This is a genomic window from Chryseotalea sp. WA131a (assembly GCA_025370075.1).
GTDB lineage: Bacteria > Bacteroidota > Bacteroidia > Cytophagales > Cyclobacteriaceae > ELB16-189.
In genome coordinates this window covers 4,433,194-4,446,827 of record CP073016.1, presented here as the reverse complement: position 1 = coordinate 4,446,827, position 13,634 = coordinate 4,433,194, and the positions used below count along the sequence as shown (strand labels likewise).

Genomic DNA, 13,634 nt, shown 5'->3' with positions numbered 1-13,634 from the left:
ATCTACGATTTTCTTTGGATTATATATTTCTTGAGTTAGTTCGCAGCACCAGCCAACAAATACAATACTGCCATCCGTATGGCAACCCCATTCTCTACTTGATCTAAAATGATCGAATGGTGTGAATCTGCGGCATCGCTGCTTAACTCTACTCCGCGGTTGATGGGGCCTGGGTGCATCAGTACGATATCTTTCTTCAACTCATCCAACATTTGTTTGGTAATGCCGTAGTACAACGTGTATTCTCTCAGCGAAGGAAAGTATTTGATCTGTTGGCGCTCAAGTTGAATGCGAAGTACGTTGGCCACATCGCACCACTCCAACGCTTTTTTTACTTCCAATTCCACTTTCACACCAAGAGAGGCAATGTATTTCGGAAGCAATGTGGGCGGGGCACAGACCATCACTTCAGCCCCTAGTTTTTTAAGTGCAAAGATATTGGAGAGGGCCACACGTGAATGAAGGATATCGCCAATGATGGCAACCTTCTTACCTGAAACACCGCCCAACTTCTCACGAATGGAGAAAGCATCGAGCAATGCTTGCGTAGGATGTTCGTGTGTGCCATCACCTGCGTTGATGATGTTGGCCTTGATATGTCGCGATAAAAAATGAGGCGCCCCCACACTGGCGTGCCGCATCACCACCATGTCCACTTTCATGGCGAGTATGTTATGAACGGTGTCTAGCAGCGTTTCTCCTTTCTTTACGGAACTTGTTGAAGCAGAAAAATTAACCACATCAGCCGATAGCCGCTTTTCGGCAAGTTCAAACGAAAGACGTGTGCGCGTAGAGTTTTCGAAAAAGATATTGGCAATGGTGACATCGCGCAACGAAGGCACTTTTTTGATGGGTCGATTGATAACGTCTTTAAAGTTTTCTGCTGTTTCAAAAATAAGTTCAAGGTCTTCGCGGGTAAGGTTTTTGATTCCAAGCAGGTGGCGTTGACTTAATTTTGACATGACTTCAAATAGTATTGATCAACCAGATTTTATTTTGTTTATGACCTTGCGCTTCCAACTCCACCAACACCCGTTGTGTATCGAGTGTATCCACATACTTACCCACGTAATCAGCAGCAATGGGCAAATCACGTGTAAACTTTCTATCCACTAAAACGAGTAATTCTACCTTTGAAGGTCGGCCAAAGGCCATCATGGCATCTAAAGCCGCCCGCACAGTTCGCCCCGTAAACAATACATCGTCTATCAAAATCACTTTCTTTTCTTCAATGATAAATGGCACCTTGGTTTCACTTGCCTTGGCAGGAATTTCACGCCTTCTGAAATCATCTCGGTGAAAGGTAGTGTCTAGGTAACCTAAAGGGATCTGCTTTTTGGTAAGCTTTTGAAGCTTGTCATGAATCAGTTCCGATAAATGAATGCCCCTGGGCTGAAGACCTAGAATAACGGTGTCTGCAAACGAGCCGTGGTTTTCAATAAGTTGATGGCAAAGGCGATTGAGGGTGATATCGAGAAGGTGAGAATCTAAAACAAGTTTTTTCTTCATACCGCGAGCGCGAAGGTAGCTAAAAACCCCGAATCCATTATTGATAGTCAATCTTATTTATAAAAAACACCCTTCGCTCCACCTCGGCTAGCCGATCTTTGGAGGTGCGAATATTTTGAAAGCCGCTGGCTATTAAATGCTTTCCGTACCAGTAATGCAACCGATTAGGTTGCACATCGTTTTTATTTACAAAGTCGGTAGGGCTTAGCATCTTTATTTCATCGGCCGTCTTGCCCTCCAGCACATCGTTGCCTTGTATGATTTTGGTGCGGATCAGATTTTGATAAAAATAAAGTAAGTCAATACGGCTTCCGCTGGGGGCGATTTTTACAAATTGCTCTAGTTGAAAAGATTTCGCATCGTTGATCTCAAAACTATTGTCCCACTTTACTTTCCCTTCTTTATCAAACCCAATCACAATGGCATGCGTATATTGGAAGCCATCAAAAATTTGATCATTCCGGTAAGGTGTGTAGTTCTGGTAAGCTAGCGGGTTATTGTATCCATAAAAACCACCGCCCGTGGCGTTTCGGGTTCGATACACATAGCGTGGGTAAAAAGCTTCTCCCAGCATAATAAACTGATCTTGATAAGGAATAATCTCTTGCACCAAAAAACGGTAGTTAAACTTAATCTTCTTTCCTTTTATTTTTCTCCGCTCGATTCTCTTCTTCACGCGCTTCTCTTGGTTCACGCGCATAAATCGAAAAAAATTCTGGAGGTCAGCAAAATTATAGTAACGTGTGGTGTACTCACCAAAGGGAGAAACAGAAGAAATGAAAATACCGCGTGAGTATTCGGTATATCGACCGTAAACACCCGCTACCAGCATTTGATTGTCTGGCGTTTTGGCACTTCTTCCAAAAATAAGGCTCCGCTTCTCTTGGGGTTCCAACACAGTTGTTTTTAATAAATCTCCCTCTTGGTTATAGTTACGCAGCCATAGACTTTTTCTCTTTTGCTGATTGCGGGCACTAACAATGATGTCAATCGAATAGTCATTATTTACTTTTATCTGATTCAATTCACCAAGTTCGTTGAAAAAGCCAGGCAAAATTTTTGATTTTTTTGTGACCAGAGAATAATGCAACACTAACGGCCGATAATTATAATAGCCACCAATCATCACAGCCCCTTGTGAACTAATAAATTCGGTAGGCCTAAAGGGAATAATATTTTTTATGAAATGAGAAATGTATTGGCCTTTATCTACACTTAGTTCCACCATCACAAACCCTACCAATGGATTGGTTTGATGGTTGAGCAATAGATACATTTTTCTTTTGAATACGTGAGCGAAGGCAATTACCAGAGATTTTTGAACGGGTATATAGCCTTTCCAAATTTCTTTCAGGGTAGTATCAAGCCGAATTAATTCAATTTGATCTACATCTTTGCCCTGCCCTTTGCTGTATACCACCACACCTAAGCTATCTGCCGGTGCCACTTTATAAACCTCCGCTTCTTGATCGGTGTTAATTTCCCACCGAGCTGTTTGCTCCACTTGAGCCATGACTGCTAATGGAATCAAGCCGATCAACAAAGCAAATGATTTACTCAACGGTTACTTTATTTATAAAAAATACATCGCGATTTCCTTTCTCTGGGTTCTTTATTGTTTGATACCCATACATGAACAAATTTTTTTCGTACCAGTTTCGCACGGTTATATTTTCCTCGTCCGAACGAATGGATTCAACTGAAGATTTAATATCGATGGGTTTCTTTTCATTGATTAGGGGAACGCCATCGGATTGGCTGAGTTGAAAAATGATTTCTTTCCCATTGGCTGAAACGAGCGCGAGCTTACCATTGCTCCAAACAAAATCAGAGACCTGCTCGGTTGATACCGTTTTGATTTCTTCTAATTTGAGTCCATGATCTGATTGAAGAATCCCCTTGGCATCCATCATGATAACGCTTGCCTGCAGAAATTTTATTTCAACCGTTGTATTCGAATTGCCAAACATGGGGTAAGGCGAATAATAAGGAGAGTTGTACAATCGGTAGGGTGAGCCAAATCCATAACCATACGGATAAGGATTGCCGTAATACGGATAGCTGTTTCGGTAATTATTGTTCAACGATGTTGAGTTAGAATGTGCTTCTACAAAAAACAAAAAGCCCTCCTTTGCTTCATCGATGCGCAACGCATTAGCCATCGCTCGGAAGTCGGGCACTTTGCCTTGCGTGCGTTTATGGTCAGCTTTCGCTTTTGTCTTTGCTGCACGCTTGGGCGACAGATGATCTAAAAAATGATTGAGCTGCGGAAAATCGTAGTAGTTTATTTTCTGTTCGGTGTAGGGGTCAACCATTACAGAAAAGAAACCAGCCGCCTGCTGACCAATGCCTTCGCTCCAAGTCCCAGCAATCATCAATTCATCGCGCACCAATGTACTTGTAACACCACTCAAAATCGATTTAGAGCTCTCCACTTCAATGGCATCATCCAACAATAGAGTACCGAAGTGATCAAAGGCTTTAAGCACCAATTTCTTCTTTAGTTTGCTTGGGCTTTCAGATAACAAAACGTTGAAGGTGTTGTTGGTGTTCACCCGCACGTCCAAAAGTGTGGTGTTCTTAACAAAAAGACCGGGCACGATTTTACCTTGGTCGGTACTAATGTCGAAAAGTAAAATTGCTGGCTCGGAACTGATGTAGCCCGCCAAAATGGCTTTGTTTTCTACCACTGTAAAATGAGTGAGTTTGATACCGAGTTGCGGTTCGTAGGTGTGCGTTTCTACCGATCGATCGGCCAAACTCATTTTCATTATTTTTAAATCACCCATATCAACTTCACCAAATCGAAATAAAAAATACAAAACACCATCGCGGTATTCATGCCCAATAAAATTATATCGATTATCTACAGAAATATCCTGCGTCCACTTTTCGTTTAAAAGAGTATCCAAGGCAATAATTTCCCAAAACCGCTTTCCTGCTTCATACTTTTGCTTATCGTGCACCAAGGCAACACCCTGCTTGCCCATGGTGATAACGGTGTAATTGTGGGAACTATTCTTTTGCTCACGTTCCCACCGGGCAGGTTGCGAAATCTGAGAATAGGTTTTCGTAAAAATGAAAAGGGCAAAAACGAAAAAGAACTTAGGCATAAATACTATTTCTCCGATAAAGCAAGGATCCAATCAAACTCCTCTGGTTTTACAGGCTGAACGGATAAGCGCGAGTTATTCACCAGCACCATGTTGGCCAGCCTTTTATCAGCTTTAATGGTCGCCAGGTCAATCGGCTTTTTGAGTTTTGCCTTCGGTTTCAACTCTACGGCTACCCAGTTCGCATCTTTAGGATCTGGAAAAGCTTCCTTGCTAACTTCAGTGACGGCCACAATGGCTTTGCCCTCGTTGCTGTAGTAAAAGAAAGCCAAGTCACCTTTCTTCATGGCTTTTAGATTGTTACGCGCCTGAAAGTTGCGCACACCATCCCATGTGGTCTTTTTGTCCTTTACCAAATCGTCCCAACTATAAACATCGGGTTCACTCTTAACCAACCAATAATTCATACGGCTTAATTTAACTTCCTAAAGTAAGAAATTTAATGCCACGGAAATATGAATTCACGTAGATATTTTTCAAAAAAATAAGGTACGGTATTCCCATTCAAAATAATGTGCCAGAGGCCACTTTCATTTTAATTTTTTGCAATTTGCATCTGATGAAAATTCTTGTTATTCGCTTTTCTTCCATTGGTGATATTGTGCTTACCAGTCCTGTGGTCAGGGTATTAAAAACGCAGCTAGACAATGCGCAAGTGCATTACGCAATTAAAAAGCAATACCACGCCATTGTGGCCGACAATCCGTATGTGGACAAGGTGCATGTGTTGGAAAATGATTTGAACAAATTGATAGACGAGCTCAAAAAAGAAAAATTTGACTGCATCATCGACTTGCATAATAACCTGCGGACACGGATTGTAAAAATTAAACTAGGTGTAAAAGCCTATAGTTTTAAAAAGTTGAATATTGAAAAATGGTTGTTGGTCAATTTAAAAATCAACAAGGTGCCCAATGTTCATATTGTAGATCGATATTTAGAAACGGCCAAGCCCCTGGGAATTAAAAACGATGCATTGGGCCTGGATTATTTCATTCCCGAAAAAGATGAAGTGCCAATGGAATGGCTTCCCGCAACCCACCGAAGCGGATACGTGGCGTATGCGATTGGCGCGCAACATGAAACTAAAAAACTTCCGCTACAGCGGATGATTGAGCTTTGCGATAAAATCAACAAACCGATTGTTTTGCTTGGCGGAAAAGAAGACCAAGAAAATGGCGAAAAAATAAAATCTTTTTTTGAGCGCAATGAAGGCTCGAAAAATTTTGAAAAGGGATTGGAAGAGCTTGGCAAAAAAACCATGATCTACAATGCCTGCGGATTATACAACCTAAACCAATCGGCCAGCTTACTCAAAAGCGCTCGTTATGTGTTTGCTCATGATACCGGCCTGATGCACATTGCCGCAGCGTTGAAGAAGGAAGTGTTTAGCATTTGGGGCAGCACCATCCCCGCCTTTGGCATGTACCCCTATCGCACCAAGTTTACGATTTTTGAAAATTCAAAATTAGATTGCCGGCCATGTTCTAAAATTGGCTTCGATAAGTGCCCAAAAGGACATTTTAAGTGTATGAAGGAAATGGTGTTTGATTTTTATTTGCCATAGTGCAACTATTCACTAATTTTATAGGATGGCAACTTCAGATTTACTAGTTGAAATAGATTCACTTCCTGCTAATTTAAAACAGGAGGTGGCCGACTTTGTTGGATTCCTCAAAAGTAAAAGCAAAAAAACAAGAAAATTGAAATCACGCGAATTTGGATTCGCAAAAGGTAAGATTCAATTAGCCAAAGACTTTGACGAGCCTTTAGAAATTTTCAAAGACTATATGTGATGGCGTATCTCTTGGATACTCATACTTTCCTTTGGTTTGTTGCCGGTGACAAAAAACTTCCTACTTCACTAAAACAAATAATAAAAGATATTACTAAACCCTGTTTTATAAGTGTTGCTAGTTTTTGGGAGATTGCCATTAAGAAGCAGATTGGAAAGCTAACCATTGAAATCAGTCTAGATGAGTTGTACCGTTTTGCCGAACGGAATCAAATCGAAATTATACCGGTGAAAGAAGAGCATCTTATCACACTCCTTGATTTAGAGTTGCTACACAATGATCCTTTTGATCGGCTAATACTATCTCAAACTTTAGTCGAAGGATTAGTCTTGCTTAGCCGAGATAAAGCCATAAAAAAATATAAGGTCAAACAACGTTGGGCTTAGCTAGATAACCGATGTTCCGCTGGATACCCTATGCCCTTGTTCGCATCACGCTATTTTTTGTAGCAGGCATTCTGCTGGGTGTTTATCAACCAACCTTTTTTTCACAGCAGCACAGCATGGTGGTGGGTTTGATTTTTACGCTTACTTACTTTTTAGGCTACTTTTTTTGGGGCGGCAAAACGCTTTCCACCACTAGTGGAGTGCTCGGCTTAACAGTTGTTTTGTTTTTTGGGTACGCGCACGTCTTGTTAAGAAATGATTTTCGACAAGCGGACTCCTTTGTAAATTTTAAAAAAAGTGTAAATGCTTACGTAGCCGTCATCCGAAGTGTGCCAGAAGAAAAAGTAAACTCTTGGAAAGTGGAAGCGGAAATTATTTCCGTCAGGACTAATGGTTGGCAACCGACTCGCGGCAAATTGTTGTTATACGTCAGCAAAAAGGTTGGAGAGCCACATTGGAATTACGGTGATCAAATTTTGATAAAAGGATCTCCGCAAGAATTAAAATCTCCTGCCAACCCCGGTGAGTTTAACTTCAAGCGGTTTTTAAGTTTCAAAAACATTTACCACCAACATTTTATTAAAGAGGGCGAGGTAGCTTTCCTCGCTTCCACCGAAAAAAAAGGATTTGTATATTATTCTCAGCAAGCCAGAAAATGGGCGGCTCAAACGCTTAACCAATATATTCATGGAGCCCAACAACAAGCCATCGCGCAAGCGCTGGTATTAGGTGTTACCGATGGCATCGACAATGATTTATTAAGTGCCTACTCGGCCAGTGGCGCGCTGCACGTGCTTTCAGTTTCCGGTTTGCATGTAGGCATCATCTACGCACTCTTGCTTTTTTTATTAAAGCCGTTGAAAAGATTTTCGTGGAGCCGGTGGCTAGTAGCCATCGTTAGTTTGCTTTGCTTGTGGACATTTGCGTTTGTAACAGGACTATCTCCATCGGTACTAAGAGCGGTTACCATGTTTTCGTTTGTGGCTGCCGCCCGACCATTTGGTGTTCGCACCAATATCTACAACACATTGGCCGCCTCCGCTTTTGTATTATTGCTTTACAATCCCTATTTGATCATGTCGGTTGGGTTTCAACTTTCCTACTTGGCCGTGTTGGGCATTGTCTATATTCAGCGTCCGCTGTATCACTTGTGGGAAATCGAAAATCGAGTAGGCGACTGGGTGTGGCAAATCACCTGTGTTTCTGTTGCCGCACAACTTACCACGTTTGCTCTGGGGTTATTATACTTTCATCAATTCCCCGTGTATTTTTTGATTTCGAATCTTTTTGTAATTCCATTATCAACCGTTGTATTGATTTCAGGAATTGTCTTGCTGGCAGTAAGTGGGCTAACCTTCCTCGCTTCTGTCATCGGTAAAATTACCTGGGGCTTGATTTGGGCACTTAACAAAATTGTTTTTGTCGTAGAAGATTTACCTCTTAGCATCATCAATAACATTTATTTTACCACGCTTCAATGTTGGGTATTGATGGGCATCTTAACAGGCATTGTATTTCTTTTTCAATTCCGGAATATTCAGTGGCTTTATTTTTCCGCGGCTTGCGCCATTTGGTTTACCGTTTTGCAATGGGTACATTTTATGAAAGAAGTTAATCAACGCCAATTCGCGGTTTACCAAATCAATCAACGCATGGCTTGTGAGTTTATCGATCGCGGACAATCGTATTTTAGATGTGACACCGCGCTGCGTAACGACAACGAACGCATTCGCTTCCACATTCGCCCCAATCGTTTGATGCACGGAGTGGCTGCGCTTCATGATTCAATCCCCTTTCAACAATCAATAGGAAACGGAACTGCCACTGTTTGGCACGGACAAACCATTGTACATTTGCAGGCCACTGGGGTATTACCTACTCGATTGGAAGCCGACTGTTTGGTAATCAGTCATCAATCGCTATTCATTCCTAAAGCAGATGCCAGCCACTGGAAAATAAAACAACTCGTGGCCGATGGCAGTAACTCCACTTATTATTTAAATCAGTTGCGCATGTTTGCTTCCCGCTACCATATCCCGTTTTATTCCACAGCTGAGTCAGGGGCTTTTGTTCTAAAATTTTAAAGGAAGAAATAAATTGAATTTAGAAATATGAGTTTAGTCATCTACCACACGCAAGACCGCATCGGTTACATCACGCTCAATCGGCCCGAAAAAAGAAATGCGCTCAGTCATGAAATGGTGAGCGAGTTAAAAGAAAAATTCTTACAAGCAGAAAATGATAAGGATGCCAAAGTGATTGTGTTAAAAGCAAATGGGGAGGCGTTTTGCGCGGGAGCAGATTTGGCTTATCTGCAACAGCTACAAAATTTTTCGTTTGAACAAAACTTGGCGGATTCAAATCACCTCAAAGAGTTATTCGTACAAATTTATCAATTAAAAAAAGTGGTGATAGCCCAAGTGCATGGCCACGCGTTGGCGGGTGGGTGTGGTTTGGCAACTATTTGCGATTTTGTGTTTGCCGTACCGGAAGCAAAATTCGGTTACACCGAAGTGAAAATTGGTTTCATCCCCGCTTTGGTATCGGTTTTTTTGTTGAAGAAAATTGGGGAACAAAAAGCCAAGTATCTATTGTTGAGTGGGGACTTACTACTTGGGGAGGACCTAATCCGGTATGGTCTTGCTAACTATTTAGTTTCAAAAGATGAACTCGAAAGCAAAGTATCTTCCTTCGCCAAGCGCCTTATCAAAAATAATTCGGGGCAATCCATGGCATTGACCAAAAGGATGATTGCTGATGTACAATCCATGCCACTAGCTGAAGCGCTCGCATATGCTGCAGAACTAAATGCACTTTCACGCGGATCTGAAGACTGTAAAAATGGGATTGCAGCTTTTTTGAATAAGGAAGAATTGAAGTGGTAATCTCAGCCGATAGAAGAAAGTAAATATATGTCTTACCTTAGTGATAGGTTGCTTATGTTGAAACGTTTGGATTCGTGTATAAAGAAGGCGGCCAGCTTACGGGATTATTGGATGAGTTTTTTAAAGTAAATGGAGACTATACCAACTCTTCGCAATACAAAGGCATATTAAAAAAACATTTGGGTGAGATTGGCGTGAAGTTGTTGCAGTGTGCTAACAAGTGACACTACTATCTTCATTCTTATCGTCCATATTGTAGGTTTTCGTTTTTAAAGAAGCTTTGTTACATTTGCCTACGTTCAATTTTAAGTGAAGCAAAAATTACAAACCGCATTTCTTTTATTAACCCTGCTTTTCGGTCAGGTGGCGGTGAATTTTTTTCACACCGATCATCGCGAACATTCTCTCCTAAATCAGATACCTTCGGATCAAGATACTCTTTCTCCACACGGAGAACATTGCGATGTTTGTTTAGTTGATTTTTTACATGGCCTAGTTTTTCAAGAAAATCAAACTTTCTTTTTTGCTGCCCATTCCAGTAATGCTGTCATCAGTTTTGCTTCTTCCTTCAGCGAAATTGACCTAACACTCTCAAGTTCTAGGGCTCCACCTCTTCCTGTTCTCTAGTCACCTTTACTTCATCGCCCACTAAAGGGCGCAGTAATCTCAATGTAGCAGCTGTTCTGAGACATTTGACTTTGTCCTTATTTCATTTTCTAAAATTTACTCTATGTTAGAAGCAATCAATCTGTCTAAAATCTATGATGGGCGTACAGCTCTAAATAGCATTAACTTTAAAATAGCTCGCGGAAGCATTTACTGTCTGCTTGGCGCAAATGGCGCAGGTAAAACCACTACGATCAATTTGTTTCTGGGTTTCATAGAAGCCAGCGGAGGCCAAGCTTTGATTAACAACATAGAAGTGAAGATGAATGGCTCTGCTACGCGAAAAATGACCGCTTACATTCCAGAGGTGGTGCAGCTCTATGGAAATTTTTCGGGCATCGAAAACTTAGACTTTTTCAGCAGGTTGGCTGGATTCGCATATTCAACCGATGCGTTGACTCATTTTTTGAAGAAGGCGGGGCTGCCACAATCTGCTCATAACAGTCGCCTATCTACTTACTCCAAAGGTATGCGACAAAAAGTAGGTATTGCCATTGCCTTGGCAAAAAAAGCAGACGTGATTTTTATGGATGAACCCACTTCCGGGCTTGACCCAAAAGCAACTGCTGAGTTTACTACAATCTGCAAGGAACTGGCTTCAGAAGGTAAGTCAATCTTCATGGCAACTCATGACCTATTCAACGCAGTCAATGTAGGTACACACATTGGCATAATGAGAGAAGGATCGCTCGTACACACACTAGCCACGCGCGATATCAACGCGAACCAACTACAACAACTTTATTTAGAAACCATTTAAAACTTATATATCAATGAAACAAAAATTACTGTTTTTTCTTTTTGTTATTTATAGCCACTGGGGGCTATCTCAAATAAGTATCACAGGCAAAGTGATTGACCAATCTCAAAATGCTATTGTTGGTGCGAACCTATCGATAACTGACGGAACCAATACACTAGGAACTACTACTGATTCGGAAGGCATATTTAAGTTAGAGATACCACAGGGTGGGGTTTATGATGTGGAAGTGCGCTTTATCGGGTATGATCCTTACATCAAGTCCTTTTCTTTTTCAGCAGCCAAAGTGTATGATTTAGGGATTATAACGCTGACGGAGTATACACAAGAGTTGCAGACAGTAGAGGTTTCCGGCCGTCTGGATCGTGACTACACAAGCGATTATTCCTTTTCAGCAACCAAAACCGCCATCAAGAATAAGGACTTACCACAATCCTTATCAACAATTACAAAAGAATTAATTGCCGATCGGCAGGCATTTCAATTGGCGGATGCCGTGAAGATTGTAAGTGGTGTCGCTCCTTCCAGTTTTTACAACCAATACAATATACGGGGCATCAGCCAAAACGAAGAAGGCCAAATCATTAATGGAATGCGAACAAGACAATACTATTTTCTGCAACCTATCACGTCCAATATCGAACGTGTGGAGGTTTTAAAAGGGCCGGCTTCGGTTACATTCTCAAGTGTTGATCCAGGTGGAAGTATCAATATGGTCACAAAGAAACCGCTTGCCACCGACCGCAAAGAAATAAGTATGAGTGTGGGGAGTTTCAGCACAATTCGGTCAACGCTGGACTTCACCGGCTCTTTGAATGATTCCAAAACATTGCTCTACCGAATAAATGGAGGACTGCAAGAGGCACGATCGTATCGGGACTTAGTGAAAAACAATGCTTTTCTTATTTCGCCTTCCATCAGTTACATCCCTGACAACAAAACTGCCATTAATGCAGAAATGATTTATAGTAATAGCAATGGCACACTGGATAGGGGGCAACCAATTTTCGGAGCTACTGCTGGTGTTACGAATTTAAACAGCACACCGATTAGTTTGAATTTAGGTGCTTCTAATGATTTTTTCAAATCAACAGAACTTATTATTATGACAAGCCTTGCGCACAAGTTTACTGACCGCATTAGTTTCAACGCTTCTTACATGAAACAAACCTGGACAGAAAATCTTCAAGAACACCGTACTACGAATGCCTTTGCTGTAGATATTAACAATCAACCCGTCAATAACCTGGCCGCTATGCGATTTATTCAACGGCAGCAATTTTGGGATGTCAATAACCTGAATGCATATCTCAATTTTGACTTCAATACAGGCAAAGCATCCAATAAATTGTTAGTTGGCTTTGATTACAGCAGTTGGAATAAGACGAAGGGAGGTGGTCAAAATGATGCACGCGGATTTTTGCTAAACAATGGCACGGTTGCCAATTCGTTTGTCTTGGCGAATGCTGCAAATTATCAAACCGTGGTGATTGACGGTGTCACGATGCCAAGGCCCAACGTCAACCATTTCAATCTCAGCAATCCTTCGTACACTATCCGAAATGTAAATGACTATGTAATTGGATCCAGAACAGCAATACCTTCAGCATTAACGACCACCAGTGCTCTCTATATTCAAGAACAATTTAAGTTGGGCAAATTTTCAGCACTAGTAAGTTTAAGAAACGAATGGTTTGAAGACATTACCAATTACAAAGCACCGAATGAGAGGTCTTTTACCAACACGGCTTTAATTCCTCGAATTGGTCTTACCTATGAAGTAACTAAACAGGTAAACGTGTATGCTACCTACTTGGAAGGCTACCAGCCTCAAAGCAATACAGTTACACTCATGCCTAACACGAGCGCATTCTTTTGGACTCCTACCTCCGCATCTAGGTTCAAGCCGCTTATCAGTGATTTGAAAGAAGTTGGTGGCAAGGGGACATTTTTCAACGACCGCATTACCATGACGGTATCAGCATACGAAATCAACCAAAAAAATATTCTTATAAATGCCAACGTACCTGCTTTTCCAGATTCGTTGGTGCAGCGCGGAGCGGATAGAAGCCGCGGGTTTGAATGGGAGATGGCAGGGTACATATTACCTAATTGGCAAGTCAACGCTTCGTATAGTTACATTGATGCACGTATTCTTAATGACGCCAATGTAGCACTGGTCGATCAGCGCAAAGAAAATACACCTTCGAACAGCGCCAATCTATGGACTCGATACAATTTTTCGCGAAAAACCATTTTGCGAGATTTAGGTATCGGGCTAGGGGTACAATACAGCAGTAGCAAAGTACCTTGGTTTACTCGCGCATTTGAAGTGCCCGCATATACAATTATGGATATGGCGATTTATTATACACCCGTAAAAGCAAACATGCAATTGGCCCTTAACATCAATAATGTGTTAGATACTACGTATTGGATTGGCGCCCAAAATTATTTGCGCTTGTTTCCTGGCGCACCTCGAAATTTTATGCTCACCGCTACTTATAAATTTTAACTAC

General features: G+C 41.5%; 14 protein-coding genes. 9 read left to right on the top strand and 5 right to left on the bottom strand.

From position 1 onward, the window contains the following. Positions 1–35 precede the first annotated feature (35 nt). From KA713_20475 to KA713_20455, 5 genes are read right to left on the bottom strand one after another with little or no spacing between them, the layout of a single operon-like run. Positions 36–962 carry an aspartate carbamoyltransferase catalytic subunit gene (locus tag KA713_20475; protein UXE66782.1) on the bottom strand — a complete coding sequence of 309 codons (927 nt, stop codon included), beginning with the start codon at positions 960–962 and terminating at the stop codon, positions 36–38. 4 nt (positions 963–966) lie between these two features. Next, positions 967–1,509 carry a bifunctional pyr operon transcriptional regulator/uracil phosphoribosyltransferase PyrR gene (gene pyrR, locus KA713_20470; protein ID UXE66781.1) on the bottom strand — a complete coding sequence of 181 codons (543 nt, stop codon included), beginning with the start codon at positions 1,507–1,509 and terminating at the stop codon, positions 967–969. 37 nt (positions 1,510–1,546) lie between these two features. Beyond that, on the bottom strand, positions 1,547–3,070 hold the full coding sequence (locus tag KA713_20465) for a hypothetical protein (protein ID UXE66780.1): 1,524 nt from the start codon (positions 3,068–3,070) through the stop codon (positions 1,547–1,549). Beyond that, positions 3,063–4,622 (bottom strand): hypothetical protein, encoded by a 1,560-nt coding sequence (locus KA713_20460; GenBank protein ID UXE66779.1) that lies wholly within the window; start codon positions 4,620–4,622, stop codon positions 3,063–3,065. Before KA713_20460 ends, KA713_20465 begins: the two co-directional genes overlap by 8 nt. Positions 4,623–4,627: 5 nt before the next feature. Then, complete coding sequence (locus KA713_20455) at positions 4,628–5,029, bottom strand: EVE domain-containing protein (protein ID UXE66778.1); 402 nt, start codon at positions 5,027–5,029, stop codon at positions 4,628–4,630. Positions 5,030–5,181: 152 nt separating this feature from the next. Between KA713_20455 and KA713_20450 the strand changes: the two genes are divergently transcribed. The 9 genes from KA713_20450 to KA713_20410 all read left to right on the top strand — a co-directional run bounded on the left by KA713_20450 (position 5,182) and on the right by KA713_20410 (position 13,630). Next, the gene (locus tag KA713_20450) at positions 5,182–6,189 is read left to right on the top strand and encodes a glycosyltransferase family 9 protein (protein UXE66777.1); all 1,008 of its coding nucleotides are present in this window, start codon (positions 5,182–5,184) and stop codon (positions 6,187–6,189) included. Between the two features lie 25 nt (positions 6,190–6,214). After that, positions 6,215–6,418, top strand: coding sequence for a DUF2281 domain-containing protein (locus KA713_20445; protein UXE66776.1), 204 nt, complete (start codon positions 6,215–6,217; stop codon positions 6,416–6,418). Then, positions 6,418–6,804, top strand: a complete 387-nt coding sequence (locus KA713_20440) for a type II toxin-antitoxin system VapC family toxin (GenBank protein ID UXE66775.1) — start codon at positions 6,418–6,420, stop codon at positions 6,802–6,804. The genes KA713_20445 and KA713_20440 overlap by 1 nt, the downstream gene beginning before the upstream one ends. An 11-nt stretch (positions 6,805–6,815) precedes the next feature. Continuing rightward, positions 6,816–8,888 carry a ComEC family competence protein gene (locus tag KA713_20435; GenBank protein ID UXE66774.1) on the top strand — a complete coding sequence of 691 codons (2,073 nt, stop codon included), beginning with the start codon at positions 6,816–6,818 and terminating at the stop codon, positions 8,886–8,888. 27 nt (positions 8,889–8,915) lie between these two features. Then, positions 8,916–9,689, top strand: coding sequence for an enoyl-CoA hydratase/isomerase family protein (locus KA713_20430; protein ID UXE66773.1), 774 nt, complete (start codon positions 8,916–8,918; stop codon positions 9,687–9,689). Between the two features lie 74 nt (positions 9,690–9,763). Further along, on the top strand, positions 9,764–9,913 hold the full coding sequence (locus tag KA713_20425; GenBank protein ID UXE66772.1) for a hypothetical protein: 150 nt from the start codon (positions 9,764–9,766) through the stop codon (positions 9,911–9,913). An 85-nt stretch (positions 9,914–9,998) separates the two neighbouring features. After that, positions 9,999–10,316 carry a hypothetical protein gene (locus KA713_20420; protein UXE66771.1) on the top strand — a complete coding sequence of 106 codons (318 nt, stop codon included), beginning with the start codon at positions 9,999–10,001 and terminating at the stop codon, positions 10,314–10,316. A 103-nt stretch (positions 10,317–10,419) separates the two neighbouring features. Beyond that, positions 10,420–11,115 carry an ATP-binding cassette domain-containing protein gene (locus KA713_20415; protein UXE66770.1) on the top strand — a complete coding sequence of 232 codons (696 nt, stop codon included), beginning with the start codon at positions 10,420–10,422 and terminating at the stop codon, positions 11,113–11,115. Positions 11,116–11,128: 13 nt separating this feature from the next. Continuing rightward, positions 11,129–13,630: a TonB-dependent receptor gene (locus KA713_20410; GenBank protein ID UXE66769.1), complete on the top strand. Its 2,502-nt coding sequence runs from the start codon at positions 11,129–11,131 to the stop codon at positions 13,628–13,630. The last annotated feature ends 4 nt before the right edge of the window (positions 13,631–13,634 follow it).

Excerpts from the sequence above, each read along its gene's own strand:
- KA713_20475 (UXE66782.1), bottom strand. The coding sequence starts at position 962 with ATGTCAAAATTAAGTCAACGCCACCTGCTTGGAATCAAAAACCTTACC.
- pyrR (UXE66781.1), bottom strand. The coding sequence starts at position 1,509 with ATGAAGAAAAAACTTGTTTTAGATTCTCACCTTCTCGATATCACCCTC.
- KA713_20460 (UXE66779.1), bottom strand. The coding sequence starts at position 4,622 with ATGCCTAAGTTCTTTTTCGTTTTTGCCCTTTTCATTTTTACGAAAACC.
- KA713_20455 (UXE66778.1), bottom strand. The coding sequence starts at position 5,029 with ATGAATTATTGGTTGGTTAAGAGTGAACCCGATGTTTATAGTTGGGAC.
- KA713_20450 (UXE66777.1), top strand. The coding sequence starts at position 5,182 with ATGAAAATTCTTGTTATTCGCTTTTCTTCCATTGGTGATATTGTGCTT.
- KA713_20445 (UXE66776.1), top strand. The coding sequence starts at position 6,215 with ATGGCAACTTCAGATTTACTAGTTGAAATAGATTCACTTCCTGCTAAT.
- KA713_20440 (UXE66775.1), top strand. The coding sequence starts at position 6,418 with ATGGCGTATCTCTTGGATACTCATACTTTCCTTTGGTTTGTTGCCGGT.
- KA713_20435 (UXE66774.1), top strand. The coding sequence starts at position 6,816 with ATGTTCCGCTGGATACCCTATGCCCTTGTTCGCATCACGCTATTTTTT.
- KA713_20430 (UXE66773.1), top strand. The coding sequence starts at position 8,916 with ATGAGTTTAGTCATCTACCACACGCAAGACCGCATCGGTTACATCACG.
- KA713_20415 (UXE66770.1), top strand. The coding sequence starts at position 10,420 with ATGTTAGAAGCAATCAATCTGTCTAAAATCTATGATGGGCGTACAGCT.
- KA713_20410 (UXE66769.1), top strand. The coding sequence starts at position 11,129 with ATGAAACAAAAATTACTGTTTTTTCTTTTTGTTATTTATAGCCACTGG.